General features: G+C 60.4%; 27 protein-coding genes. 8 read left to right on the forward strand and 19 right to left on the reverse strand.

Translation table 11 applies throughout. The features are described 5' to 3' along the window. Window positions 1-103: 103 nt before the first annotated feature. Both AC3IP0_RS24940 and AC3IP0_RS24945 read right to left on the reverse strand, forming a co-directional pair. Window positions 104-865, reverse strand: coding sequence for a YdcF family protein (locus AC3IP0_RS24940; protein ID WP_489317351.1), 762 nt, complete (start codon window positions 863-865; stop codon window positions 104-106). 104 nt (window positions 866-969) lie between these two features. Further along, complete coding sequence (locus tag AC3IP0_RS24945; RefSeq protein WP_008052397.1) at window positions 970-1,290, reverse strand: hypothetical protein; 321 nt, start codon at window positions 1,288-1,290, stop codon at window positions 970-972. A gap of 281 nt (window positions 1,291-1,571) precedes the next feature. Between AC3IP0_RS24945 and leuS the strand changes: the two genes are divergently transcribed. From leuS to AC3IP0_RS24970, 5 genes are all read left to right on the forward strand, one after another. Next, complete coding sequence (gene leuS, locus AC3IP0_RS24950; RefSeq protein WP_489326140.1) at window positions 1,572-4,178, forward strand: leucine--tRNA ligase; 2,607 nt, start codon at window positions 1,572-1,574, stop codon at window positions 4,176-4,178. Window positions 4,179-4,265: 87 nt separating this feature from the next. Beyond that, window positions 4,266-4,871, forward strand: a complete 606-nt coding sequence (locus tag AC3IP0_RS24955) for an LPS-assembly lipoprotein LptE (RefSeq protein ID WP_489326142.1) — start codon at window positions 4,266-4,268, stop codon at window positions 4,869-4,871. 39 nt (window positions 4,872-4,910) lie between these two features. Beyond that, window positions 4,911-5,948, forward strand: coding sequence for a DNA polymerase III subunit delta (gene holA / locus AC3IP0_RS24960; RefSeq protein ID WP_489317354.1), 1,038 nt, complete (start codon window positions 4,911-4,913; stop codon window positions 5,946-5,948). A 129-nt stretch (window positions 5,949-6,077) separates the two neighbouring features. Next, entirely contained in the window at window positions 6,078-6,242 is a 165-nt protein-coding gene (gene arfA / locus AC3IP0_RS24965; protein WP_489326143.1) for an alternative ribosome rescue factor ArfA, read from the forward strand. 61 nt (window positions 6,243-6,303) lie between these two features. Next, window positions 6,304-7,626, forward strand: a complete 1,323-nt coding sequence (locus tag AC3IP0_RS24970; RefSeq protein ID WP_489326144.1) for a lytic murein transglycosylase — start codon at window positions 6,304-6,306, stop codon at window positions 7,624-7,626. A gap of 95 nt (window positions 7,627-7,721) precedes the next feature. Here AC3IP0_RS24970 and AC3IP0_RS24975 read toward each other — a convergent pair whose 3' ends face one another. The 13 genes from AC3IP0_RS24975 to AC3IP0_RS25035 form a co-directional block, all read right to left on the reverse strand. Continuing rightward, entirely contained in the window at window positions 7,722-8,669 is a 948-nt protein-coding gene (locus AC3IP0_RS24975) for a S66 peptidase family protein (protein WP_489326145.1), read from the reverse strand. A gap of 174 nt (window positions 8,670-8,843) precedes the next feature. Then, a complete protein-coding gene (lipA, locus tag AC3IP0_RS24980; protein ID WP_162130289.1) occupies window positions 8,844-9,842 on the reverse strand; it encodes a lipoyl synthase in 999 nt (332 codons plus the stop codon). Window positions 9,843-9,867: 25 nt separating this feature from the next. Continuing rightward, window positions 9,868-10,515 carry a lipoyl(octanoyl) transferase LipB gene (lipB, locus tag AC3IP0_RS24985; protein WP_489317357.1) on the reverse strand — a complete coding sequence of 216 codons (648 nt, stop codon included), beginning with the start codon at window positions 10,513-10,515 and terminating at the stop codon, window positions 9,868-9,870. Then, on the reverse strand, window positions 10,515-10,790 hold the full coding sequence (locus AC3IP0_RS24990; RefSeq protein WP_008052383.1) for a DUF493 domain-containing protein: 276 nt from the start codon (window positions 10,788-10,790) through the stop codon (window positions 10,515-10,517). Before AC3IP0_RS24990 ends, lipB begins: the two co-directional genes overlap by 1 nt. A gap of 83 nt (window positions 10,791-10,873) precedes the next feature. Then, on the reverse strand, window positions 10,874-12,031 hold the full coding sequence (locus AC3IP0_RS24995; protein ID WP_056728857.1) for a D-alanyl-D-alanine carboxypeptidase family protein: 1,158 nt from the start codon (window positions 12,029-12,031) through the stop codon (window positions 10,874-10,876). Window positions 12,032-12,216: 185 nt separating this feature from the next. Continuing rightward, entirely contained in the window at window positions 12,217-13,227 is a 1,011-nt protein-coding gene (locus AC3IP0_RS25000; RefSeq protein WP_056728859.1) for a septal ring lytic transglycosylase RlpA family protein, read from the reverse strand. Continuing rightward, complete coding sequence (mltB, locus tag AC3IP0_RS25005; protein ID WP_489326146.1) at window positions 13,227-14,237, reverse strand: lytic murein transglycosylase B; 1,011 nt, start codon at window positions 14,235-14,237, stop codon at window positions 13,227-13,229. The genes AC3IP0_RS25000 and mltB overlap by 1 nt, the downstream gene beginning before the upstream one ends. A gap of 17 nt (window positions 14,238-14,254) precedes the next feature. Further along, entirely contained in the window at window positions 14,255-15,358 is a 1,104-nt protein-coding gene (gene rodA / locus AC3IP0_RS25010) for a rod shape-determining protein RodA (RefSeq protein ID WP_053162859.1), read from the reverse strand. Between the two features lie 31 nt (window positions 15,359-15,389). After that, window positions 15,390-17,285: a penicillin-binding protein 2 gene (mrdA, locus tag AC3IP0_RS25015; RefSeq protein ID WP_489317358.1), complete on the reverse strand. Its 1,896-nt coding sequence runs from the start codon at window positions 17,283-17,285 to the stop codon at window positions 15,390-15,392. A 10-nt stretch (window positions 17,286-17,295) separates the two neighbouring features. Continuing rightward, the gene (gene rlmH, locus AC3IP0_RS25020) at window positions 17,296-17,763 is read right to left on the reverse strand and encodes a 23S rRNA (pseudouridine(1915)-N(3))-methyltransferase RlmH (protein ID WP_008052376.1); all 468 of its coding nucleotides are present in this window, start codon (window positions 17,761-17,763) and stop codon (window positions 17,296-17,298) included. Window positions 17,764-17,772: 9 nt separating this feature from the next. After that, window positions 17,773-18,267, reverse strand: coding sequence for a ribosome silencing factor (gene rsfS, locus AC3IP0_RS25025; protein ID WP_007975896.1), 495 nt, complete (start codon window positions 18,265-18,267; stop codon window positions 17,773-17,775). Window positions 18,268-18,340: 73 nt separating this feature from the next. Next, complete coding sequence (gene nadD / locus AC3IP0_RS25030; RefSeq protein ID WP_223449077.1) at window positions 18,341-19,030, reverse strand: nicotinate-nucleotide adenylyltransferase; 690 nt, start codon at window positions 19,028-19,030, stop codon at window positions 18,341-18,343. Window position 19,031: 1 nt separating this feature from the next. Next, window positions 19,032-20,303 (reverse strand): glutamate-5-semialdehyde dehydrogenase, encoded by a 1,272-nt coding sequence (locus AC3IP0_RS25035; protein ID WP_489317359.1) that lies wholly within the window; start codon window positions 20,301-20,303, stop codon window positions 19,032-19,034. Between the two features lie 189 nt (window positions 20,304-20,492). On the opposite strand from AC3IP0_RS25035, the gene AC3IP0_RS25040 reads away from it, so the two are divergent. Then, entirely contained in the window at window positions 20,493-21,191 is a 699-nt protein-coding gene (locus AC3IP0_RS25040) for a DNA-3-methyladenine glycosylase (protein ID WP_489317360.1), read from the forward strand. Between the two features lie 177 nt (window positions 21,192-21,368). Beyond that, window positions 21,369-22,685 (forward strand): bifunctional DedA family/phosphatase PAP2 family protein, encoded by a 1,317-nt coding sequence (locus AC3IP0_RS25045; RefSeq protein ID WP_489317361.1) that lies wholly within the window; start codon window positions 21,369-21,371, stop codon window positions 22,683-22,685. Window positions 22,686-22,881: 196 nt separating this feature from the next. Here the strand turns inward: AC3IP0_RS25045 and AC3IP0_RS25050 are convergent, their stop codons facing one another. The 4 genes from AC3IP0_RS25050 to AC3IP0_RS25065 all read right to left on the reverse strand — a co-directional run bounded on the left by AC3IP0_RS25050 (window position 22,882) and on the right by AC3IP0_RS25065 (window position 25,146). Next, window positions 22,882-23,250 carry a hypothetical protein gene (locus AC3IP0_RS25050; protein WP_489317362.1) on the reverse strand — a complete coding sequence of 123 codons (369 nt, stop codon included), beginning with the start codon at window positions 23,248-23,250 and terminating at the stop codon, window positions 22,882-22,884. 218 nt (window positions 23,251-23,468) lie between these two features. Next, window positions 23,469-24,059 carry an LON peptidase substrate-binding domain-containing protein gene (locus AC3IP0_RS25055; protein WP_489317363.1) on the reverse strand — a complete coding sequence of 197 codons (591 nt, stop codon included), beginning with the start codon at window positions 24,057-24,059 and terminating at the stop codon, window positions 23,469-23,471. A gap of 11 nt (window positions 24,060-24,070) precedes the next feature. After that, window positions 24,071-24,787: an LrgB family protein gene (locus AC3IP0_RS25060; protein ID WP_057713153.1), complete on the reverse strand. Its 717-nt coding sequence runs from the start codon at window positions 24,785-24,787 to the stop codon at window positions 24,071-24,073. Continuing rightward, window positions 24,784-25,146, reverse strand: coding sequence for a CidA/LrgA family protein (locus AC3IP0_RS25065; protein WP_489326147.1), 363 nt, complete (start codon window positions 25,144-25,146; stop codon window positions 24,784-24,786). The genes AC3IP0_RS25060 and AC3IP0_RS25065 overlap by 4 nt, the downstream gene beginning before the upstream one ends. A gap of 193 nt (window positions 25,147-25,339) precedes the next feature. Between AC3IP0_RS25065 and AC3IP0_RS25070 the strand changes: the two genes are divergently transcribed. Continuing rightward, window positions 25,340-25,795 carry a MaoC family dehydratase gene (locus AC3IP0_RS25070; protein ID WP_046041672.1) on the forward strand — a complete coding sequence of 152 codons (456 nt, stop codon included), beginning with the start codon at window positions 25,340-25,342 and terminating at the stop codon, window positions 25,793-25,795. The last annotated feature ends 91 nt before the right edge of the window (window positions 25,796-25,886 follow it).

The following is a 25,886-nucleotide window of genomic DNA, read 5'->3' on the forward strand; positions in this document are numbered from 1 at the left end:
GAGGCGACGGTGAAAAGATCGCAGCCTCGTTTCACTCGACAGCTCCTACAGGGTGTACGCAATCCCAATGTAGGAGCTGCCGAAGGCTGCGATCTTTTGATTTTCAGCGATAGAACAACGAATAACCGATCTGCCCCACCGCCTCGTTCATCAACTGCCCGTTCTGCCAGATCGCCTTGTACTCCGGCATCCAGCCACCCAGTGGCCGCGCATTGTCGCCGCCCAGAAACCCTACCGGCGCCGGCACCACCTCAAACCCGGCCTTGCGGAAACTCCAGACCGCCCGTGGCATGTGCCCTGCATGAGTCACGAGCACCACACGCTTGATGCCCTGTGGCAACAATACCTCGGCGCTGAACTGGGCATTTTCCCAGGTCGTGCGGCTGCGTCCTTCCTGCCAGCGCACAGTCACGCCAAAATCGTCGCGCAAGGAGTCAGCCATCATCCGCGCCTCGCTTGGCGGAGTGCCGTAATGCAAGCCGCCGCTGGTCAGTACCGGCAGGCCGGAAGCCTTGGCCAGCCGCGCGGCAAACCGCTGACGTTCCAGGCCGACACCGGTGGGCTGGTCGGCGCCCCAGGCCGCGTCACCGCGCTCGCGCCCGGAACCAAGGACAACGATGGCATCCGCGCGCTGCCCCAGCACTGCCCATTCGTCGCGGGCCAGCGGTGGCTCACGCTCGAGCAGGCCGGCACTCCACTGCACCACCACCGGCAGGCTCATCAGCCAAAGGCCACCCAGCCCCAGTGCAAAGCACACACCGGCAAGCCTTGGCCTTGAGCGGCGCAACCACCAGGCAAGCAAAAGCAGCAGCAATAGAATGCCGGGGGGCAAAAGAAGTTGTTTTACAAAGTAACGAAAAGGCATCGAGCATCTCCTGGAGATGCCCGAAGCCTAAGTGGGTTAGCGCAATGCGACAATCAATACAGAGGGACTATGCTTCAAAAAACCATGGAGCACGGCTCTGCGTCTTATTTGAACTGCAAAGACCGGACCTTTACCGCGTCTCTGCCGGGAACCTTGTCCTTTAGCCAGATGATCTTGGCTGAACGTGGTGCGTCGAGTTGCTTTACCGCCTCAGACAAGCATCCGTGTGTCTCACGCTCACTGCGATCCAGATACGCCTTGACCAGTGCAAACTCTGCGGGGCTCAGGCCACGCAGTTCCAGTTCCAGAGGGCGTACGTCGCGCAACCGGCCAGCAGTTCTTGCCGCTTCCAGGGCCAGGGCCAAACGATCGATCAGCCTTTCGTACAGCTCCGGTTTTGTAGCTTTTTGCTGTGACTCAACCATCCCTCACCTCATTGGAAGATAAGACCTACTCCCCAGTTAGAGCTTAGCTTCCATGAACAAACCGGCTGAACGCCGCGACCAACGGCCCTCGCAGCGGTTTTTGCAAGACGCGCGGCAGCAATCAGGGTTTCCCTCGGTAGAGCGCGGTCATGTATGCTACGGCGCTTCCTGTAACTCCACTTCCAGCTCGGCTGGACATCGAAAACGCCAATGCGGCGTGATCACCGTCCAGCGTTGCATTGAAGAGGATTAGGCCACCCCTATTCAGTTCAAAAGTAGCCATGCACGAACAATATCAGCCCCGTGAAATCGAAGCCGCCGCCCAGTCGTTCTGGGACGAGCAAAAGTCCTTTGAAGTCAGTGAACAGCCAGGCAAGGAGACTTACTACTGCCTGTCGATGTTCCCTTACCCCAGCGGCAAGCTACACATGGGGCACGTGCGCAACTACACCATCGGCGACGTGATCTCCCGCTACCAGCGCATGCAAGGCAAGAACGTTCTGCAACCCATGGGTTGGGACGCCTTCGGCATGCCGGCGGAAAACGCCGCGATGAAGAACAACGTAGCGCCCGCCAAGTGGACCTACGAAAACATTGCCTACATGAAATCCCAGCTGCGCAGCCTGGGCCTGGCGGTGGACTGGTCGCGTGAAGTGACCACCTGCAAGCCCGATTACTACCGCTGGGAACAATGGCTGTTCACTCGCCTGTTCGAAAAAGGTGTGATTTACAAAAAAAGCGGCACCGTGAACTGGGACCCGGTCGACCAGACCGTCCTGGCCAACGAGCAAGTGATCGACGGTCGCGGCTGGCGTTCCGGCGCGCTGATCGAAAAGCGCGAAATCCCGATGTACTACTTCAAGATCACCGCCTACGCGGATGAGTTGCTGGAGAGCCTCGACGAACTGACTGGCTGGCCTGAACAGGTCAAGACCATGCAGCGCAACTGGATCGGCAAATCCCGCGGCATGGAAGTGCAGTTCCCGTACAACGTCGATTCCATCGGCGAAACCGGCGCGCTGAAGGTCTTCACCACCCGTCCGGACACCCTGATGGGCGCGACCTACGTCGCCGTCGCCGCCGAACACCACTTGGCTACCCTGGCCGCACAGAACAATCCTGAGTTGCAAGCGTTCATCGCTGAATGCAAGGGCGGCAGCGTGGCCGAAGCCGACGTCGCCACCCAGGAGAAAAAAGGCCTGCCGACCGGCCTGTTCGTCGAGCACCCACTGACTGGCGAAAAACTGCCGGTCTGGGTCGCCAACTATGTGCTGATGCACTACGGCGACGGCGCGGTGATGGCGGTTCCGGCCCACGACGAGCGCGATTTCGAATTCGCCCACAAGTACAACCTGCCGGTCAAATCGGTAGTGCGCACCAGCTCCGGTGACAGCAACCCGGCGCCATGGCAAGACGCCTACGGCGAGTACGGCACGCTGATCAATTCCGGCGAGTTCGACGGCCTCGACTTCGCGGGCGCGTTCGACGCCATCGAAGTCGCACTGATCAAAAAAGAACTGGGCGCCTCGCGTACCCAGTTCCGCCTGCGCGACTGGGGCATCAGCCGCCAGCGTTACTGGGGCTGCCCGATCCCGATCATCCACTGCAACACTTGCGGTGACGTGCCGGTACCGGAAGATCAACTGCCTGTCGTGCTACCGGAAGACGTCGTACCCGACGGCGCCGGTTCGCCACTGGCGCGCATGCCCGAGTTCTACGAGTGCAGCTGCCCTAAATGCGGCCAGCCTGCCAAGCGTGAAACCGACACCATGGACACCTTCGTCGAGTCCTCGTGGTACTACGCCCGTTACGCCTCGCCGCACTTTGAAGGCGGCCTGGTGGAAAAATCGGCAGCCGACCACTGGCTGCCGGTGGATCAGTACATCGGCGGTATCGAACACGCGATTCTTCACCTGCTCTACGCGCGCTTCTTCCACAAGCTGATGCGCGACGAAGGCCTGGTGAGCTCCAACGAGCCGTTCAAGAACCTGCTGACCCAGGGCATGGTGATCGCCGAGACTTACTATCGCCGCGAAGCCAATGGCGCTTACACCTGGTTCAACCCGGCGGACGTCGAGCTTGAGCGTGACAGCAAAGCCAAGGTTATCAGCGCCAAATTGAAATCTGACGGTCTGCCGGTGGAAATCGGCGGCACCGAGAAGATGGCCAAGTCGAAGAACAACGGCGTCGACCCACAGTCGATGATCGACCAGTTCGGCGCAGACACCTGCCGCCTGTTCATGATGTTCGCTTCGCCACCTGACATGAGCGCGGAATGGTCCGACTCCGGCGTAGAGGGTTCGCACCGTTTCCTCAAACGCGTCTGGCGTCTGGCTCAAGCCCACGTCACTCAGGGCCTGCCAGGCAAACTGGACGTCGCCAGCCTGAACGACGAGCAGAAAGCCGTTCGTCGCTCGATCCACCTGGCCATCAAGCAGGCCAGCCAGGACGTCGGCCAGAACCACAAATTCAACACCGCCATCGCCCAGGTGATGACGCTGATGAACGTACTGGAAAAAGCCGCGCAAGGCACCGAACAGGATCGCGCACTGATTCACGAAGGCCTGGAAACCGTGACTCTGCTGCTGGCTCCGATCACGCCGCACATCAGCCACGAACTGTGGAATCAACTGGGTCACGCTGAACCTGTGATCGACGCCGGCTGGCCGGTGGTGGATGACAGCGCTTTGGTACAGGACAGCCTGCAACTGGTGATTCAGGTCAACGGCAAGCTACGTGGCCACATCGAAATGCCGGCCAGCGCCAGCCGTGAAGAAGTCGAAGCCGCCGCCCGTGCCAACGAGAACGTGCTGCGCTTCGTCGACGGTCTGACCATTCGTAAAGTGATCGTAGTGCCCGGGAAACTGGTCAATATCGTCGCCAGCTAATTGGATCAGGCGCCAGGTGAGCCTGGCGCCGAGTAAAACCTTTCGGGCCGCCTGATCGGCCCACATGGTTTCAAGGGGAGCAACAAGATGATCAAACGCAATCTGCTGGTGATGGGCCTCGCGGTTCTGCTGAGCGCCTGCGGTTTCCAGCTGCGCGGCACCGGCACCAATGCACTGGCGATCAAGGAACTCGACCTGAGCGCCCGTAACGCTTATGGCCCAACCGTTACCCAGTTGCGTCAGGTACTGATTGGCAGCGGCGTCAAGGTCTATAACGGCGCTCCTTACAAGCTGGTGCTGACCAATGAACAGGAAAGCCAGCGCATCCTCAGCTACGCAGGTGCCGGTCATGCCGGCGAGTACCAGATCACCACCGTGCTGAACTACGACTTCCGTGGTCGCGGCGATCTGCCACTGCTGAGCGACAAAATCGAAGTACAGAAAATCTACATGCACGACGGCAACAACCTGGTGGGCTCTGACCAGGAAGCTGAAACGGCCCGGACAGAAGGACGCCGGGAGATGGTCCAGCGCATGATGCTGCGCCTGGAACAACTGAGCCCGGCCCAACTGGACAAGTTGCAGCAGACTGCCGAAGCCAGGGCCAAGGCTGATGCCGCCGCGCTGGAAGCGGCAAAGAAGGCTGAAGCGGATACCCCGCGTCAGTCGCCTATCGAACTGCCGCAGCAGTAAGACTTACGGGGCGCCCGGGCGCCCCGTTCGCCCTCTCTTATGAAGCTCGCCCCCGCCCAACTCGCCAAACACCTGCAAGGTGCCCTTGCGCCGGTCTATATCATCAGCGGCGATGACCCGTTGTTGTGCCAGGAGGCGGCCGACGCTGTTCGCGCTGCCGCCCGTCAGCAGGGATTCGATGAACGCCAGGTGTTTGCCGCCGACGCCAGTTTCGACTGGGGGACGCTGCTGCAAGCCGGTGCCAGCATGTCGCTGTTCGCCGAAAAGCGCCTGCTGGAACTGCGCCTGCCGTCCGGCAAACCCGGCGACAAAGGTGCCGCCGCGCTGATCGAGTACTGCTCGCGCCCGGCCGAGGACACCATGCTGCTGATCAGCTTGCCGAAGCTCGATGGCAGCGCGCAGAAAACCAAGTGGGGCAAAGCGCTGGTCGAAGGGCAGCAGACCCAGTTCGTGCAGATCTGGCCGGTCGATGTCGCCCAGTTGCCAAGCTGGATCCGCCAACGTTTGTCCCAGGCCGGGCTTTCCGCCAGCCAGGACGCCGTTGAGCTGATCGCGGCGCGGGTCGAGGGCAATTTGCTGGCCGCCGCCCAGGAAATTGAAAAGCTCAAGCTGATGGCCGAAGGGGGTCAGATCACCGTTGAAACCGTGCAGGCTGCGGTGGCCGACAGTGCGCGCTTCGACGTCTTTGGCCTGACCGATGCGGTGCTCAATGGTGAAGCAGCCCATGCGTTGCGCATGCTCGAAGGGTTGCGCGGTGAAGGCGTCGAGCCGCCGGTGATTCTCTGGGCCCTGGCCCGGGAGTTGCGCCTGCTGGCCAATATCTCCCTGCAATACAGCCAGGGCACGCCGCTGGACAAGGCCTTCAGCCAGGCCAAACCTCCGGTATGGGACAAACGTAAACCGTTGGTGAGCAAAGCCCTGCAGCGTTACTCGGCCCAACGCTGGGCGCAACTGCTGCTCGAAGCGCAGCGCATCGATGCCCAGATCAAGGGCCAGGCGGCCGGTTCGCCGTGGATGAGTTTGAGCCGGTTGACGTTGTTGATGGCAGGACAACGCCTGACGTTGCCCGCTGAATAGCCCCTCGTCACAGAAACCACATCGCTATCAAGATCAATGAAAGGTCCTACACAATGTAGGGACTAGACAGACACCGAACTTCGGCCGATGATTTGCCCCGCAAAAACCACTCACTTGCGAGGCACCATCATGAGCAAAAAGCCATCAACGCATGGTCCCAACAAGGCCAAATCAATCATCGCCCAGCCATTGTTCCGCAGCCGCAAGGAACGCCCGGCCAAGGGCAAAGGCAGTTACCGCCGCGAAGCCTTCCAGTCTGACAGCTGGGAGGCTTCTTACTTTCTGGCTGCGTAAAGCAGAACACCCCTTCGACATGTTAAGGTCTGTACCTGATTCGTATTCCCTGGACCCGTGCATGCCCTTTTGTCTTTCCCGTCGTTGGCACTTACGCCAATTGATCGCTGCCTCCAGCCTTGTTTTGCTTGTCGCCTGTGCGGAAAAACCGACCGCAGCCGACGCTCAGCCGCTTCAGACGTTCCCTGTCGCCACCGCCCCGGCGGTTGTTCCGCCTGTGGTTCCGACCGGTGAGAACCTCGACATCCAGCCAACCCAGACCTTCGTCGAATGGCAGGCAGGTTTCCGCAAGGATGCCCTGGCCGCCGGTATCCGCGCCGATCTGTTCGACCGCGCCTTCGCCGATGTCAGCTTCGACCCCAGCGTGATTCGTGCCGATCGCAGCCAACCGGAATTCGCAAAACCGGTTTGGGAATACCTCGACGGCGCCTTGTCGCCGCTGCGGGTACGCAAAGGCCAGTCGCTGGTCAACCAATACGCTGACGTCCTGCAAAGTATCGAGCAGCGCTACGGCGTCGATCGCCAGGCACTGGTGGCGGTGTGGGGCATGGAGAGTAACTTCGGGCAGTTCCAGGGCAGCAAGTCGGTGATCAACTCGCTGGCGACCCTGGCCTACGAAGGTCGTCGTCCCGGTTTCGCCCACGCGCAATTGATTGCCGCCCTGCAAATCCTGCAACAAGGCGATATCGAACCCGAGAGGATGCTCGGATCCTGGGCCGGCGCCATGGGCCAGACCCAGTTCATCCCGACCACCTATAACACCCACGCCGTCGACTTCGACGGCGACGGCCGTCGCGATATCTGGGGCAGTTCGGCTGACGCCCTGGCCTCGACCGCACATTACCTGCAAAGCTCCGGCTGGCAGAGAGGTCAGCCGTGGGGTTTCGAAGTCCAGCTGCCGAGCGGTTTCAATTACGTGCTGGCCGATGGCACGATTCGCAAGAGTGTCGCCGAATGGCGCCAACTGGGCATTACGCTGCCCAACGGTGGCCAGGTCCCGGCCGGCTCCGAGCAGTTGTCCGCCGCACTGTTGCTACCGGCCGGATACCGTGGCCCGGCGTTCCTGGTGCTCGATAACTTCCGCGCGATTCTCAAGTACAACAACTCGTCGTCCTACGCCTTGGGGGTGAGCCTGTTGTCGGAACGCTTCAATGGCACGGGCCTGATCAGCGGTACGTGGCCAAAGGATGACCTGCCTCTGAGCCGTACCGAGCGGATCGAGCTGCAAAACCTGCTGAGCGCACAAAACTATGACGCCGGCACCGCCGACGGGATCATCGGCGCCAACACCCGCAAGGCGATCCGCAGCGCCCAGCAGTCGTTTGGCTGGCCGGCGGACGGGTATCCGACGCACAAGTTGCTGGAAGGATTGCGTAACCGTTAAAAGCAAAAGATCGCAGCCTGCGGCAGCTCCTACGGGTGTACACAAAACCCCGTAGGAGCTGCCGCAGGCTGCGATCTTTTCAAGATATTCGCGACTTACCTGATTACCACATCCTGCTCCAACATCAATTCCTGATTCCCCGCATCCAGCCTGACCAACGCCCCCATGGGCAGCGTCAGATTCGGGTCGCAATGCCCACTGCGCCACCCGGACAGCACCGGAATCTTCAATGGCTCGAAGGTCTGTTTGAGCAACCTGTCCAGCGCTGCCACCTCAACCCCCGCCACATCCCCGACCAACACGCCGCGCAGCTTGTGCAACGTGCCAGCCAGCCGCAGGTGGGTGAGCAACCGGTCGATGCGATACAGCGGCTCGTTGATGTCCTCGATCAACAGAATGACGCCCTCGGCGTCAATCTCGTAGGGCGTGCCCATGGTCGCGGCGATCATGGCCAGATTGCCTCCGAGCAAGCGCCCATGTGCCACGCCCGGCTCGATCGTGGTCAGCGGGTAGGCCACCGGATGAGCCAGCACTGTTCCCGCCCTCACCTGCCCGCGCAGCATGTTGAAAAACGAAGACTCGGTAGGTATTTGCTTGTCACCCAGCAGGTCGGCATTGAGCATCGGACCATGAAAGGTCACGAAGCCGGCATAACGACTGATCGCCAAATGCAGCGCAGTGATGTCGCTGTAGCCGACGAACGGCTTGGCGTTGTCACGCAGCAAATCAAAATCAATGCGGTCGAGCAGCCGCGGCGTGCCATAACCACCGCGCAGGCAGATGATCGCATCCACCTCGCTGTCGGCGAACGCTGCATGCAGGTCGCCAAGTCGCACCTCGTCACTACCGGCCAGGTAGCCGTTTTTTTCGTAGACCCCGGGAAACACTTTCAGTGAATAACCCCGGGCACGCATCCATTGCACCGCCTTGTCGGTGTCCAGCGGCGCGGGACCGGCGGGTGCGATGACGCCGATCATGCCTTCCGACGGCAGTGCCGGGACGGGGGCATGAGGGCAAAGGGTGTGGGTCGGTCGAGCGGTCATCCGTGAATCTCCCTGCGTGAAATCTTCAGCACACAGTAGTCAGGAACGGGGACAAACAGAAGAGGAACCGTTGCCCCGCAGGTTGCAGGAAAAAACAGCCGTTGCCATGGGCAAGGCAAAAAAACGCCCGCGAGGCTGGATGCCGTGCGGGCGCTTTTCATTTCATTGCGTCGATCAGGACGACATCAGCTCGGCCTTGACCAGCTTGGCCTGCTCGTCGGCGTGATACGAGGAGCGTACCAACGGACCCGAGGCAACGTTCTTGAAGCCCATCTTGTAACCTTCCTCGGCGAACCAGGCGAAGGTGTCCGGGTGCACGAAGCGCTGCACCGGCAAGTGGCTGCGGGACGGTTGCAGGTACTGGCCGAGGGTCAGCATATCGATGTCGTGCTCGCGCATGCGCTTCATGACTTCAATGACTTCTTCGTCGGTCTCGCCCAGGCCCAGCATCAGGCCGGACTTGGTCGGAATGTGCGGCATCATCTGCTTGAAGCGTTGCAGCAGGGTCAGCGACCACTGGTAGTCCGAACCCGGACGCGCAGCCTTGTACAGGCGCGGCACGGTTTCCAGGTTGTGGTTGAACACATCCGGCGGCTCGGCAGCGGTGATTTCCAGTGCGATGTCCATGCGGCCACGGTAGTCCGGCACCAGGGTCTCGAGTTGCACGTTCGGCGACAGCTTGCGGATTTCACGGATGCAGTCGGCAAAGTGCTGGGCACCGCCGTCACGCAGGTCGTCACGGTCTACCGAAGTGATCACCACGTACTTCAGGCGCAAGTCGGCGATGGCAATGGCCAGGCTTTCCGGCTCGTTGACGTCCAGTGGCTTCGGACGGCCATGGCCGACGTCGCAGAACGGGCAACGACGGGTGCAGATGTCACCCATGATCATGAAGGTCGCGGTGCCACCGGAGAAGCACTCGCCCAGGTTCGGGCAGGACGCTTCTTCGCACACGCTGTGCAGCTTGTGTTTGCGCAGCAGGGCCTTGATGCGGTCGACTTCCGGCGAAACCGGGATGCGTACACGAATCCAGTCCGGCTTCTTCGGCAGCTCGGTGGTCGGAATGATCTTCACCGGGATGCGTGCAACCTTTTCGGCGCCGCGCAGCTTGACGCCGGCTTCAACCTTGGGACGCGGGGCCGGGCGCTCGGTGACATCGAGCGTCGGGATCATGGTTTGCACTGCATCAGTAGTCATATCAGTCGATTCCGCCCGTCAGGGTCGTCTGCTCAGCATAGTCGAGGTGTTTGACGAGCTGCGCGCGCAGCCGGGCACTTACCTCGGCAAATTCAATCGATCCTGCGTGATCGCTCAGCTGGGTCATCGCCAGCCCGGCATAGCCGCAGGGATTAATCCGTCGAAACGGTTCCAGGTTCATGTCCACGTTCAAGGCCAGGCCATGAAAGGAACAGCCGTGGCGGATCCGTAGACCCAGGGAGGCGATTTTCGCCCCGTCGACGTAGACACCCGGCGCATCGGGCTTGGCCACGGCGGTCACACCGTAACTGGCCAGCAACTCGATCAGGCAGAGCTCCATCCGGCTGACCAGATCGCGCACACCAAACCCGAGTTTGCGCACGTCCAGCAGCAGGTAAGCCACCAGCTGGCCGGGGCCGTGGTAGGTCACCTGACCACCACGGTCGACCTGCACCACCGGAATATCACCGGGAAGCAGCAGATGCTCGGCCTTGCCGGCCTGGCCCTGGGTGAACACCGCAGGATGCTCAACCAGCCAGATCTCGTCGGCAACGTCGGTACCGCGTTCGTTGGTGAAGCGTTGCATGGCATGCCAGACCGGCTCGTAAGCCATCTGGCCGAGCTCGCGAAAGCCCAGCACACCGGACATCACAGCACCATGTGCACGAAACCGGTTGCCCGCAGTTCGCTGTTGATGTTGTACAGCTGGTCCTGGTCGGTCGCGACGATGTGCAACTGAATGGTGGTGTATTTGCCGTTGCTGCTCTGGCGCTCGTCAACACGCTCATCGTTGATCGTTGCATATTTGCGCACGATGTCGATGATTCTGTCCTTGTTGCCCACGCCGGTGTCGCTGATCACCTTAACCGGGTAATCATTGGCAGGGAACTCGATCTTTGGCGCCTTTACTTCGGTATCGGTCATGGCGTAACGGCCTCGTAAGCGTAAGCCGTGGCGACGGCAAAGCCCCGCGCCGAATCAGCGCAGGGCCATGCAGGTGCACACTATCAGTTGAACAAGCCGTAGAAGAATAGACGGATGCTATCCCACATGCGACGGAAGATACCACCCTCTTCGACGCCATCCAGAGCGATCAGATCGGCGCTGTGCACCACCTTGTCGTCCAGTTTGACTTCGACTTTACCGATCACGTCGCCCTTGGCGATTGGCGCGATCAGTTGCGGGTTCATGGTCATGCTGGCAGCGAGCTTTTTCAGCTGGCCTTTTGGCAGGGTCATGGTCAGGTCTTGCGCCAGGCCGGCCTTGACCTGGTTGGTGGAGCCTTTCCAGACTGGAGCCTGAGCCAGCTCGGTGCCCTTCTGATAGAAGGTCTGGGTTTCGAAGAAACGGAAACCGTAGGTCAGCAGCTTCTGGGTTTCGGCGGCACGAGCCACTTCGCTGTTGGTGCCGAACACCACGGCGATCAGGCGCATGCCATCACGTACGGCCGAGGACACCATGCAGTAGCCGGCTTCGTCGGTGTGGCCGGTTTTCAGACCGTCAACGGTCTTGTCGCGCCACAGCAGCAGGTTACGGTTCGGCTGCTTGATGCCGTTCCAGAAGAACTCTTTCTGCGAGTAGATCGCGTAGTGAGCCGGGTCTTCGTGGATGATCGCGCGAGCCAGCACTGCCATGTCGTGAGCCGACGAATAGTGCTCAGGGTTCGGCAGGCCGGTCGGGTTCATGAAGTGGCTGTTGGTCATGCCCAGGTCGCCAACGGTTTTGTTCATCATGTCGGCGAACGCGTCTTCGCTGCCGGCGATGTGCTCGGAGAGCGCAACACTGGCGTCGTTGCCCGACTGGATGATGATGCCGTGCAGCAGATCGCTGACGGTGACCTGAGAGCCGACCTTGATGAACATCCGCGAACCGCCGGTACGCCAGGCGTTTTCGCTGACGGTTACCGGGTCGTTTTCACCGATCTGGCCACGACGGATTTCCAGGGTCGCGATATACGCGGTCATCAGCTTGGTCAGGCTGGCCGGTGGCAGACGCTGGTCACCATTGTTCTCGACCAGCACGTTGCCGCTGCTGGCATCCATGAGCACATAGGCCTTGGCGGCCAGTTGTGGTGGCGAAGGCATCATCTCGACCGCGAATGCGGCTGGCGAGAGGAGCAGCGGGACTAGCAGGAACAGGCGTTTGGCAAAGGTGGTGATGTTCATCCGTCTCTCGAAATCGCTAATGGAAACTGCCCAAGGGCAAAACTAATCAGATGACTTTCTAACGAGTCATCGCGTGTTCAGTTGCTCACTCCAATCACCCTTTGCCGGGCTTTTGTTCTTCGAAGAGCCAACAACCTGGTTCACCCCCCAAAACCGCAGATGAACCGTCAATCAAGTCCTACGTATTACTCAGTCACAACGCTTGGCGAACCGAGATTGGCCAGGCGCACACTGTTCTGCACCTGCTGGATTTCACCCGGCGATCCGATCGGGCCCAGGCGAACCCGATGCAGGGTCTGCTGATTGCGCACGATCGAACTGATGAACACCGGAGCGCTCACCATCCCGCTGAGCTTCGATCTCAGGAGTTCTGCAGCGTCCGGGTTGGCGAACGCGCCCACCTGCAGATACTGGCCAGAGGCTGACGCAGAAGCGTTTTTTTTTGCATCAAGCTGCACAGGCACCACCGCGGCGGCGTGTTGCTGCGGCGGTGGTGTCCATTGCTCGACGGTGCCGGCCGAAGCCGTGATCACCGGGGCGCTATTCTGCGCGACTTTCGGTTCGTTGAGCATTAATGGTGCCGGACGGCCCTTGGCGGCCCACCATTGCTGCGGGTCGATGCCTTCGACCTTGACCCGTGCGGTGCCGGTTTCGGCGTAACCGAGTTTCTTGGCGGCAGCGTAGGACAAGTCGATGATCCGGTCCGAATAGAACGGCCCGCGGTCGTTGACTCGCAGGATCACGCTCTTGTTGTTGTCCAGGTTGGTCACCCGGACGTAACTTGGCAGTGGCAATGTCTTGTGCGCGGCACTCATGCCATACAGGTCATAAACCTCGCCGTTGGCGGTGTTCTGGCCGTGAAACTTGGTGCCGTACCAGGACGCCGTACCCGACTGCACGTAGGTCTTGGATTCTTGCAGCGGGAAGTAAGTCTTGCCCAGCACGGTGTACGGGTTGGCCTTGTATGGACCGGTGTGCAGGGTCGGCGTGGCGTCCGGGATACGCGAAACATCGACATCCCACCATGGCGCGCCATCCTTGTGGGCACGGTTGATGTCCAGCCCCGGTGTCGTGCGCACGGCGGCGGTGCTGGTCTTCTGGGCCGGCGCACGGCTGGTCGAACAACTGGCGACCAACACTGCCAGCGCGGCGAATGCCATCAGCTTCAGGGGTTTATTGATAGGCAATGCCCGCATTACTTGACGCCCCGTGCTTGGACCAGCTGTTCAGACAGTTGATGTACGGCCATGGCGTACATCACGCTGCGGTTATATCGCGTGATCGCGTAAAAATTCTTCAGGCCCATCCAGTACTCGGGGCCATTGTCGCCTTCCAGGCGGAACGCAGTAACCGGCATATCATCGCGCAGCGCATCATGACTTGACCACCCCAGGGCTCGCAACTCCCCGACGGTTTTCGTCGGTTCGATTCCTGTGGTCAAACCCTCGTCGACCTGATCGCCACGGACATCGGCGCGGCTGACTACCGGTTCGCCGGCGACCCAGCCATGACGCTTGAAGTAACTGGCGACACTGCCGATGGCATCGTCCGGGTTGGTCCAGATGTTGATATGGCCATCACCGTCGAAATCCACCGCATAGGCGCGGAAACTGCTCGGCATGAATTGCGGCAATCCCATTGCGCCGGCGTAGGAGCCTTTGAGCGTCAACGGATCGACCTGCTCTTCGCGGGCCAGCAGCAGGAACTCACGCAACTCCTTGCGGAAAAACTCGGCACGGGGAGGATAGTCGAAACCCAAGGTGGACAAGGCATCGATCACCCGGAAATTTCCGGTATTACGGCCGAAAAAGGTTTCAACGCCGATGATCGAGACAATCACCTGGGCCGGCACGCCGTATTCCTGCTCGGCACGGGCCAATACCGCTTCGTGCTGACGCCAGAAATCCACACCCCGGGCGATGCGCGCATCGGTGATGAACATCGGGCGATACTCGCTCCACTGCTTGACCCGTTCGGCGGGCTTCGAGATGGCGTCCAGAATCGACTGCTTGCGCTCGGCTTCGCGGAACAAGCCCATCAATTGTTCACCGGCGAAACCGTAGTCGCGGGTCATTTCACCGACGAACTCGGCCACCTGGGGTGAGCCTTCGTAGTCGCCGGCCAACGCTTCCTGCATGGTGCCAAGGATGCTTACCAGGCCGACCCATGGCGCGTATCGAGTCGCCCAGCCACGCATTACTTGCATTGAAAATTTCACCTTATTCAAACCTGCGCGATCCACTTGCGATGGGTATGGATCGACATCAAAACCCCAAACGCTGACAGCAGCGTCACCAGCGAAGTTCCTCCGTAGCTAATGAACGGCAACGGCACCCCCACCACCGGCAACAGGCCACTGACCATACCGATGTTGACGAAAACATAAACAAAAAATGTCATGGTCAGGCTGCCCGCGAGCAACTTGCCGAACAATGTCTGCGCCTGGGCGGTAATCACCAGGCCACGGCCGATCAACAGCAGGTAGATCAGCAACAGTGCGCAGATCCCCACCAGGCCGAACTCTTCACCCAATACGGCAATGATGAAGTCGGTATGACTTTCCGGCAGGAAGTCCAGGTGCGACTGGGTCCCCAGCAACCAACCCTTGCCGAACACACCGCCGGAGCCGATGGCGGCCTTGGACTGGATGATGTTCCAGCCGGTGCCTAGCGGGTCACTTTCCGGGTCGAGGAACGTGAGGACGCGCTGCTTCTGGTAATCGTGCATAACGAAATACCACATGGCCACGGACACCGGCACGGCGGCAGCGAGCACGCTGAGGATCCAGCGCCAGCGCAGGCCACCCATGAACAGCACGAAGGCGCCCCCCGCCAGAATCAGCAATGAAGTGCCGAGGTCGGGCTGACGCACGATCAGGATGAATGGCAAGCCGATCAGGAACAGGCTCACCCCCACATGCTTGAGTTGCGGCGGCAAGGTGCGCTTGGACAGGTACCAGGCGATGGTCGCCGGCATCAGGATCTTCATGAACTCCGAAGGCTGGAAGCGGATCACCCCGGGAATGTTGATCCAGCGGGTAGCACCCATGGCGTTGTGACCCATGATATCGACGACTACCAGCAACAGCACGCCGAGCACATAACCCACCGGGACCCAGCGGGCCATGAAGCGTGGCTCGAACTGGGCGATGACGATCATCGACACCAGGCCGATGCCGAAAGAAGTGGCTTGTTTGGCCAGCAGATCCCAGCTTTTGCCACTGGCCGAATAGAGTACGAACAGGCTGCCGGCCGCCAGGGTCAGCAGCAGGATCAGCAACGGGCCGTCGATGTGCAGGCGTTGCAGCAGCGTCGCACGGCGACGCATCACATCCTCACTGGAGAGCATGCGATCGAAGTTATTCATCACGGGCGGTAGCCTCTGCACTGATAGGGCTGGCGTATTCGGGCTTCAACCGACCGTCCTGGTCCAGGAGCCAGGCATCCATGATCTGGCGCACCACTGGCGCGGCAACGCCGGAGCCGGACTCGCCGTTCTCGACCATCACCGACACCACGATTTTCGGGTCGTCGGCCGGCGCGAAACCGACGAACAGGGCGTGGTCGCGATGGCGTTCCTGAACCTTGGAACGGTCATACTTCTCACCCTGTTTGATCGCGACCACCTGGGCCGTACCCGACTTGCCGGCGATTCGGTATTGCGCGCCGATCGAGGCTTTGCGCGCCGTACCACGGGCACCATGCATAACCTGCTGCATGCCGTGGTTGACCTTGGTCCAGTCCGAGGGGTCGCGCAGGATGATGTCCGGCATCGGATTTTCATCCACCGGTTTCACGCCCTCGATGGTCTTGGCCAGGTGCGGACGGTTCCAGACGCCTTTGTTGGCGACCAGAGCGGTGGCCTGGGCCAATTGCAACGGGGTCGACTGCATATAGCCCTGGCCGATCCCGAGAATCAGCGTTTCACCCGGGAACCACGCCTGCCGGCGGGTCGCACGTTTCCATTCGCGGGACGGCATCAGCCCCGGCGACTCTTCGAACATGTCCAGGGAGACTTTCTGGCCGATGCCGAACTTGGTCATGTACGCCGACAGCCGATCGATCCCCAGCTTGTGGGCCAGGTCATAGAAGTAGGTGTCGTTGGAACGCATGATCGCCGTATCGAGGTCGACAAAGCCGTCGCCGGTACGGTTCCAGTTACGGTATTTGTGATCGTAGTTGGGCAGCATGTAGTACCCCGGGTCGAACACTCGCGACGACGCCGTCACCACGCCCGCGTCCAGACCGGCAATCGCCACCGCCGGTTTGATCGTCGAACCCGGCGGGTACAGGCCGCGCAATACGCGGTTGAACAGCGGTCGGTCGATGGAATCGCGGAGTTCGGAATAGGCCTTGAAACTGATGCCGGTGACGAACAGGTTCGGGTCGAAACTCGGCTGGCTAACCATCGCCAGCACTTCGCCGGTTTTCGGGTCCAGCGCTACCACCGCGCCACGACGACCACCGAGCGCTGCTTCGGCGGCTTCCTGCAATTTGATGTCCAGGCTCAGGACGATGTCCTTGCCGGGAATCGGATCGGTACGCTTGAGCACGCGCAGTACGCGGCCCCGGGCGTTGGTCTCGACTTCCTCGTAACCCACCTGGCCGTGCAATTCAGGCTCGTAGAAACGCTCGATGCCGGTTTTGCCGATGTGGTGGGTGCCGCTGTAATTGACCGGGTCCAGCGACTTGAGCTCTTTCTCGTTGATCCGTCCCATGTAGCCCACCGAGTGCGCAAAGTGCGCACCCTGGGGATAGTGACGAACCAGCTGCGCGACCACTTCCACGCCCGGCAGGCGGAACTGGTTCACGGCGATCCGGGCGATCTGCTCTTCGCTCAGCTCAAACAGGATCGGCACCGGCTCGAACGGCCGGCGCCCCTGACGCATGCGCTTCTCGAAGATCACCCGGTCCTCTGGCGTCAGCTCCAGCACTTCGACGATCACGTCGAGCACCTGCTGCCAGTCGCCGGACCGCTCGCGGGTCATGCTCAGGCTGAAACTCGGCCGGTTATCGGCAATCACCACGCCGTTGCGGTCGAAAATCAAACCACGGGTCGGCGGAATCGGCTGCACATGGACGCGGTTGTTTTCCGACAGGGTCGAGTGGTACTCGTACTGGATCACCTGCAGGAAATACAGACGGGCAATCAGCACGCAGATCAGCGCCACCACGGCAATGGCCCCGAACACGACGCGGCCACGCACCAGACGGGCGTCTTTTTCGTGGTCCTTGATGCGGATCGGCTGGGACATGAGGGCAGAACTACTTGTGGTAAGGGTGACCGGACAGCACGGTCCAGGCACGGTACATCTGTTCGCCGATCAGGATCCGCACCAGCGGGTGCGGCAAGGTCAGCGGCGACAACGACCAGCGCTGGTCAGCCCGGGCACAGACTTCCGGTGCCAGCCCTTCGGGGCCGCCGACCATGAAGTTGACAGTGCGCGAGTCCAGCCGCCAGCGATCGAGCTCGACCGCCAGTTGCTCGGTACTCCAGGGCTTGCCATGGACTTCGAGAGTGACAATCCGCTCGTTCGGCCCGACCTTGGCCAGCATGGCTTCGCCTTCCTGACGGATGAAACGGGCCACGTCGGCGTTCTTGCCACGGGTATTGAGCGGTATTTCCACCAGTTCCAGCGCCAGCTCGGACGGAAGACGCTTGGCATATTCATGCCAGCCTTCTTCCACCCATTTGGGCATGCGTGAACCGACGGCGATCAGTCGCAGTCGCACAGCGGTCCCTTATTCCTGGTCTTTGTTGAGCTTGTTGAAGTGCTCGTGACCAACTTCAGGGCTGTGGTGCTTGCCATCGGCCGCACGGCTCTGCTCGGCACCTTTCCACAGGCGCTCCAGGTCGTAGAACTGACGGGCGTTGGAGGTCATCATGTGGACGATCACGTCGTCCATGTCCAACAGCACCCAGTCGCTGTCGCCCTTGCCTTCTTCACCCAGCGGCTTGATACCCAGGGCTTTGACGGCCTCGCGGACCTTGTCCAGCATCGCGCCGATCTGGCGGTTGGAGGTACCGGTGGCGATGATCATGTAGTCAGTGATGCTCTGCTTGTCGCGAACATCGATCACCAGCACGTCCTGGGCCTTGACGTCTTCCAGGGCGGCTACGGCGATCTTGACCAGCTCGTCGCCTTTAGGCGGCTCGGCGGCGAGGACCTTTTCCGGCAGCGGGGCACTCTTGAATGTGCCTTTGCGTTTTACTTTGCTTTCGTTGTTGCTCGTCATATAAAACTCGTTTTGCTCGTTTGTTCGGGCGCTTCAATACACGTTGTTGCCACGTGCCTTGAGGCACTCCTATTCAGTTCGACGCACGGTAGAGCCCGTGCGCATCGATGTAGGCCAGGACCGCGTCGGGCACCAGGAAACGTACCGACTTACCGCTGGCCAGCAGTTGACGGATCTGGGTGGCGGATACCGCGAGCGGTGTCTGCCAGACGAATGCAATCTGTCCGCTCGGCCCTTTGAGGGCCAGCGGGTCGCTCACCGAGCGCGCTGCCAGCAGGTTGCGCAAGGCATCCGGCGGTTCGCTGTCGGCATCCGGGCGTTGCAACACCAGGATATGGCAATGCTGGAGCAACTCTTCCCAGCGGTGCCAAGTGGGCAGGCCGCAAAAAGCGTCCCAGCCCAAAAGCAGAAAAACCTGGTCATCCGCGGCCAGTTCGGCGCGCATCAGTTCCAGGGTATCAATGGTGTAGGACGGTTTGTCCCGCTGCAATTCGCGGGCGTCCACCACCAACGGTGCCACACCGGCCACCGCGCACTCGACCATCGCCAGACGGTCTTTCGCCGACACCTGCGGCTTGCCCCGATGGGGCGGCCTGGCACTGGGTGTCAGGCGCAACTCATCGAGCGCCAGTGTTTCGGCGACTTCCAGCGCACCCCGCAAGTGGCCGATGTGCACCGGATCGAACGTTCCGCCCAGCACGCCAATGCGGCGAGGGGCTGGCTCGCTGACGGTGACCGGGGCTGACGGGTCGAAGTCGCCCAAGTCAGACCGGCTCCTGTCCGCGCAGCTGCCCGTCACCGACCACGATGTACTTCTCGCAGGTCAGTCCTTCGAGGCCCACCGGGCCGCGGGCGTGCAGCTTATCAGTAGAAATGCCGATCTCGGCACCCAATCCGTATTCGAAGCCATCGGCGAAGCAGGTCGGGGTATTGATCATCACCGACGAGGAATCGACTTCAGCCACGAAACGCCGGGTGTCGCCCTGGTGTTCGCTGACAATCGAATCGGTGTGGTGCGAGCCGTAATGGTTGATGTGCTCGATGGCCTGGTCCAGTCCGTCGACCACGCGGATCGACAGAATTGCCGCCAGATACTCGGTGTTCCAGTCTTCCTCGGTGGCCGGCACGGCATCGATGATCGCCCGGGTGCGTTCGCAACCACGCAGCTCGACGCCTTTTTCGCGGAACTGGGCAGCCATCGCCGGCAGGAAATCCTTGGCAACGGCTTGATCCACCAGCAGCGTTTCCATGGCACCGCAGATGCCATAACGGTAAGTCTTGGCGTTGAACGCAATGCGCTGTGCCTTGGCCAGATCGGCGTGTTCACTCACGTAAACGTGGCAGATGCCGTCCAGATGCTTGATCACCGGAACGCGGGCATCACGGCTGACGCGTTCGATCAGGCCACGGCCGCCGCGCGGCACGATGACATCGACGTACTCAGGCATGGTGATCAGCGCGCCAACGGCAGCGCGATCCGTGGTTTCGACCACTTGCACCACCGCGGCAGGCAGATCGGCCTCGGCCAGGCCGCGCTGAATGCAGGCGGCGATGGCGCGATTGGAATGAATCGCCTCGGAACCGCCACGCAGGATGGTCGCGTTACCGGACTTCAGGCACAGGCTCGCGGCATCGATGGTCACGTTCGGCCGCGACTCGTAGATGATTCCGATCACGCCCAATGGCACGCGCATCTTGCCGACCTGTATACCGGACGGACGGAAGCTCATGTCGCGGATCGCACCAACCGGGTCCGGCAGCGCTGCTACCTGACGCAGGCCGACGATCATGCCGTCGATACGCGCCGGGGTCAGCGCCAGGCGTTCGAGCAGGGCCGGCTCAAGACCATTGGCGCGACCGGCGGCCAAATCCTGTTCATTGGCCACCGTCAGCTCGGCGCGGGCAGCGTCCAGCGCATTGGCGGCGGCCTGCAGGGCGCGGTTTTTCTGCGCGGTACTGGCACGGCCGATCACGCGGGAAGCTTCGCGGGCAGCGCGACCCAGGCGGGTCATGTAGTCAAGAACGGACTCAGTCATGGTCTGGCGTGGTCTTTGATTAGGTCTTGGTAAAGAGTAAAGCGACAGATTATAGCTGTCGCGCCCACCGACTAACAGCGGTGACGGGCGGATGGTCGAAATGGAGGGCAATTTACCGATGTTCAGCCGGGATTAAGCTGCAAATTGTTATCATCACGACTCATTCAGCCCTGACAAATGCCGGTCATCATGTCCAATCTGACTGTTCGAGCGTCCGCTGCGAGCCTGCCCACGGGCCTCCCGGACGCGTTTTTCGACCGAGACGCGCAAATTCTGGCCCGGGATTTACTGGGCAAAGTCATTCGCCATCGGGTTGGTGACCTGTGGCTCAGCGCCCGGATCATCGAAACCGAAGCCTATTACTGCGCAGAAAAAGGCAGCCACGCCTCCCTCGGTTACACAGAAAAGCGTAAGGCTTTGTTCCTGGATGGTGGCCACATCTATATGTATTACGCCCGGGGCGGCGATTCGCTGAATTTCAGTGCCCAGGGGCCGGGTAACGCCGTGCTGATCAAATCCGCCTACCCGTGGGTCGATCAATTGAGCGGGCCGGGCAGCCTGGCACAGATGCTGTTGAACAATCCCGATGCCCAGGGCCGCCCTCGCCCGTCACAAAAACTCTGCGCCGGGCAAACCCTGCTGTGCAAGGCACTGGGCCTGAAAGTGCCGGTGTGGGACGCCAAACGCTTCGACCATGAGGTGCTGCTGGTAGAACACGTCGGGCAGACGCCCGCCCACATCATCCAGACTACGCGCCTGGGCATTCCCCATGGGCGCGATGAACACCTGATGTACCGCTTCGTCGACGCTGCCTACGCGGCTTATTGCACGCGCAACCCGCTGCGACGGGGCCAGGTCGAAGGTCGCGATTATTTTGTGCTGTCCTGAGATTGACCCGGACTTGATGCAAACAGAAATCCCCTGTGGGAGCGGGGGTGTCAGGCGACGTGAATATCGACTGAAAGGGCCTATTCGCGGGCAAGCCCGCTCCCACAGGGGTCAGTGGCGTATTCAAAGTTGCACTTATCCCCTGAAAGCAATTGAACATTTGATGGAGTGGTTTTTATGGGCCAATGGCTCGATAGCGTGACCGGATGGTTGGCGGTCAACCCGCAATGGCTGGCAGCAGCGGTATTCATCGTGGCCTTCGTGGAATGCCTGGCGATTGCCGGGCTGATCGTTCCCGGCACGGTGTTGCTGTTCGCCGTGGCGGTACTGGCAGGCAGTGGCGCACTGACGCTCAGTGAGACGCTCTTGCTGGGTTTTGTCGCCGGGGTGCTGGGCGACGTCATTTCGTATTTTCTGGGGCGACACTTCCATCAGAACATCCGGCGCCTGCCGGGCTTGCGCCATCATCCGGAATGGATCGCCGGGGCCGAGTCTTATTTCCAGCGTTACGGCATCGCCAGCCTGCTGGTTGGGCGCTTTATCGGCCCCCTGCGACCAATGCTGCCGATGGTGGCCGGAATGTGCGACATGCCTTTCCCGCGCTTCTTCGCTGTCAGCCTGTTGGCCGGCGCGGGTTGGTCGGTGGCTTATCTGATGCCTGGCTGGGCCACGGGCGCAGCAATCCGCTTGCCGTTGCCCGAAGGCTTCTGGCTCCAGGCCGGGGTTGTTGCCGGCAGCATTGCGCTGATGGTCGGCTTGAGCGCGACCAGCAGCCTGCGCCGGCATCGCCGCGCAACATTGTTCATTACCGGGATGAGTCTGCTGATTCTGGCAGGGCTGTTTATCGGTTACTCGCACCTGTCTGCACTCGACCAAGGGGTAATGACGCTGGTGCAGGAACATCGTAAACCGATGCTGGATGAAGTGGCGGTGGTCTTCACGCTGATCGGCGAATTCCGCAACATGTTGCTGTTCAGTGCGCTGCTGACCGGTTTGCTGCTGCTGATGCGGCAATGGCAGCACGCGATTTTCGCAGGCAGCACGCTGCTCTTCACGGCACTGGCCAATACCGCGACCAAGTACTTTTTCGCCCGCGTGCGCCCCGAAGTATTGAGTGACCCGCTGACCAGCTACAGCATGCCCAGCGGCCATGCCTCAGGGTCTTTCGCGCTGTTCCTGACCCTCGCCGTCCTGGCCGGCCGTGGGCAACCGCCCCGGATGCGCCTGACATGGATATTGGTGGGCTGCCTGCCCGCACTGGCGATTTCGCTTTCGCGGGTCTACCTCGGTGCGCATTGGCCAACGGATGTATTGGCCGGCGCAATGCTGGCGGCGTGCGTCTGCGCGGCGAGCCTGTGGCTGATCCAGCGCAAGGAACCGCTCAACGCCTTGCCTCCCAAGGTCTGGTGGCTGGTGTTGCCGGCGTTGCTGGCATTGTTCGGCTTCTTCGTGTTGCGACATTTGCCGCATACGATGCTGCGGTATGCGTACTAGATAAAGCAGAAGGTCGCAGCTTCAGTCGCGCCTACATGAAAGGGGTGTTCACCCTGTAGGAGCTGCCAAAGGCTGCGACCTTTCCAACAACAATGCCAGGCAAACAACTTTTCGACGACTCACCCATTCACGGCAGGCCGATCAAGAATCGCCTTGACATTAAACAACAGCATGCCCTGACAATTTATATTAAGTCCTAGCCCCCAAACGGGAAGCCTGGCAAAGCCGATTCTTCAACGCCACGATATTTCGCAATGGCCGTATCGGCCTGCTTGCCAACTTTCCCGGCGACGACGACATAGTCTTCCAACTTCCAACGAACTTCCGTGGAGAACTTGATCATCGCCTCCCCCACATAATCATCCCAAAGCCGCTGTTCAAATCTATCGCGACCGCCATTCAAACCCGAGCGTCGCACCAGGATCAACGCATTCGCTGCATTCGATGCCGAGTCCGCCGCAAACTCAACTTCGGCCTGCGGTGCATTTGCGAAAACATACCGGACCATGACCCGGGAAAAGCACACCGCCCACAACGTACGCTCATCGCCACTTAAATCTTTCATAAAACAATCCCTTATATATGTAATGCCTACCTCATGCAGGCAAAACAAATATAACCACTCGAACTTACTCACTCAATACAAACCACTCTCCGCACTTATTAAAAATCAATACAAAGACCCATCAGACAAACTGACTACAAGCCCGAAACAACCAACTTCAAATTGAATAGCAAACCAAACAACAATCAGTAAAACAATCGACGACTTACCATAATTAATCAGACAAACAACTCACCTTGCAACTCATCCAGCAACGCCTGAATCGCATCCAGTCGTTGTTGCGGATCATCAAGTTGCAGCAAGTCGATCTTGTCAACTTCGGCAAACGGCAACAGGTACGCCAATTGATTGGCCAGTGATTGTTGCCCGGTCGCCTCAGTGCCCATGTTCAACGCTTCGACCATCGGGTGCTCAGCCAAGGCCTTGAGCAACGCAACCAGGTCGGCATCTTCGTCCTGCAAGGGTTGCTCGGGTTCGTCTTCCAGCCACTCGACTTCGGCGACGGTCAACTGATCGCGCTGGACTTCCGTTCGCAATACATGGAAACGCCGCCCGCCCTGAACACGAATCCCCAGCAGGCCGTTGTCCTGCTGCTTGAAATCGGTAATCAGCGCCTCACACCCGACCAAGGCGTAACCAGCCGGGGCGATACCGACTTCTTCGCCATCGAGGATGCACACCACGCCGAACCCGCCGCCCTGCTTCATGCAGCGGCCGATCATGTCCAGATAGCGCGCTTCGAAGATCTGCAAGTCGAGGATGCAGCCTGGAAACAGCACTGTATTGAGCGGAAAAAGCGGCAGACTCATAGACATTTCCTTTACACCACCATCGACACCGCCAACGGCAGCAACACCGCCGTGGCCACACCCATCAGGCTCATCGCCAGCGCCGCGAAGGCGCCGCACTCTTCACTTTCCTGCATCGCCACCGCCGTGCCGACCGCGTGGGCCGTCATGCCCAGTGCCATGCCCCTGGCTTCAGGGCTGTGCACGCCCAGCCGGGTCAACAACGCCGGGCCGAAAATCGCGCCGATCACACCCGTAATCAAGACGAACACCGCTGCCAGCGCCGCGACACCACCGATCTGCTCAGCCACCAACATAGCGATAGGCGAAGTCACCGATTTCGGCGCCATGGTCATCAGGATCATGTGCTCGGCACCGAACGACCAGCCCAGCAACACGCCCATCCCTGTGGCCACCACCCCACCTATCACCAGCGTAGTAAATATCGGCCAGAACAACTGCCGAATCCGTCGCAGGTTGAGATAAAGCGGCACCGCCAGCGCGACAGTGGCCGGGCCGAGCAGGATGCTGAGGATCTCGGTACTCTTGCGGTACTCGGCGTAAGTCAGGCCGCAGCCCACCAGTACGCCGATCACCAGCAACATGGAGACAAGCACCGGCTGCAAAAAGATCCATCGGGTTTTCTCGAATGCCGCCAGGACGAGTTGATAGGCACCAAGGGTAATGCCGATACCAAACAAGGGATGATGAATCACCGACGTCCAGGCGCCGTGCCAGTCGAAGATCATTGGTTGTCCTCGGAGTGAGCGTGCCCCTTGACCATGCGCTGCATCAGCACCCCGGCGAAGGCCATCGAAAGCAGCAGCGACAACACCAGTGCACCGACAATGGCCCAGAAATCCGCCGCGATGTCAGCGGCGTAGACCATCACGCCCACGGCCGGCGGTACCAGCAACAGCGGCAGGTAGCGCAGCAGGCTGCTGGCCGCCAGGTTCAGCGGCTCGCCGACCTGTCCGCGACAGATGAGGTACACCAGCAACAGCAGCAACCCCACAATCGGCCCCGGCAGCACCGGCAAGAACAAATGATTGATCGCAGTGCCGAGCAATTGGAACAGCACCAGCCACGTCAGGCCCCGTAACAACATCAAAGATCTCCCGCAAAATCCGTCACCCGCATTGGCCGGGCATTATAAGCATGCTCGCGCTATAGACCGGCATTCGCCAAAAGCATGGTCAGTTGACCGGAGCGTTTGGTCATGTTGATCTAAAGTAGTAAGCCGGGAGGTCAGATCCCCGCAAGCCAAAACTATAAAACCGATGAACCCAAGGAGAGTCTCAATGCCCTATGTTCCAGTTGCAGAGCTCAAAGATTATGTCGGCAAGGAACTTGGACGTTCCGAATGGCTCACTATCGATCAGGACCGCATCAACCTGTTCGCCGAAGCCACAGGGGATTTTCAGTTCATCCACGTCGACCCGGTCAAGGCCGCGCAAACGCCATTTGGCAGCACCATCGCTCACGGCTTCCTGTCGTTGTCGCTGATCCCGAAACTGATGGAAGACATCCTCGTCATGCCCGAAGGCTTGAAGATGGTGGTCAACTACGGCCTCGACAGCGTGCGCTTCATCCAGCCGGTCAAGGTCAATTCGAAAGTACGCCTGAAGGTCGACCTGACCGAAGTCATCGAGAAGAAACCCGGCCAATGGCTGCTCAAGGCCACCACCACCCTGGAAATCGAAGGTTCGGACAAACCGGCGTACATCGCCGAACCCCTGTCCCTGTGCTTCGTATAAACCTTGCCGGATGCGAAGCAGCTCACGCTGTTTCGCGCCCTCGCGCGGTACCTCGCCCTGTATAAGGACACATAGCTGCGGCATACTCCCT

This window comes from Pseudomonas sp. GL_103 (assembly GCF_057835175.1).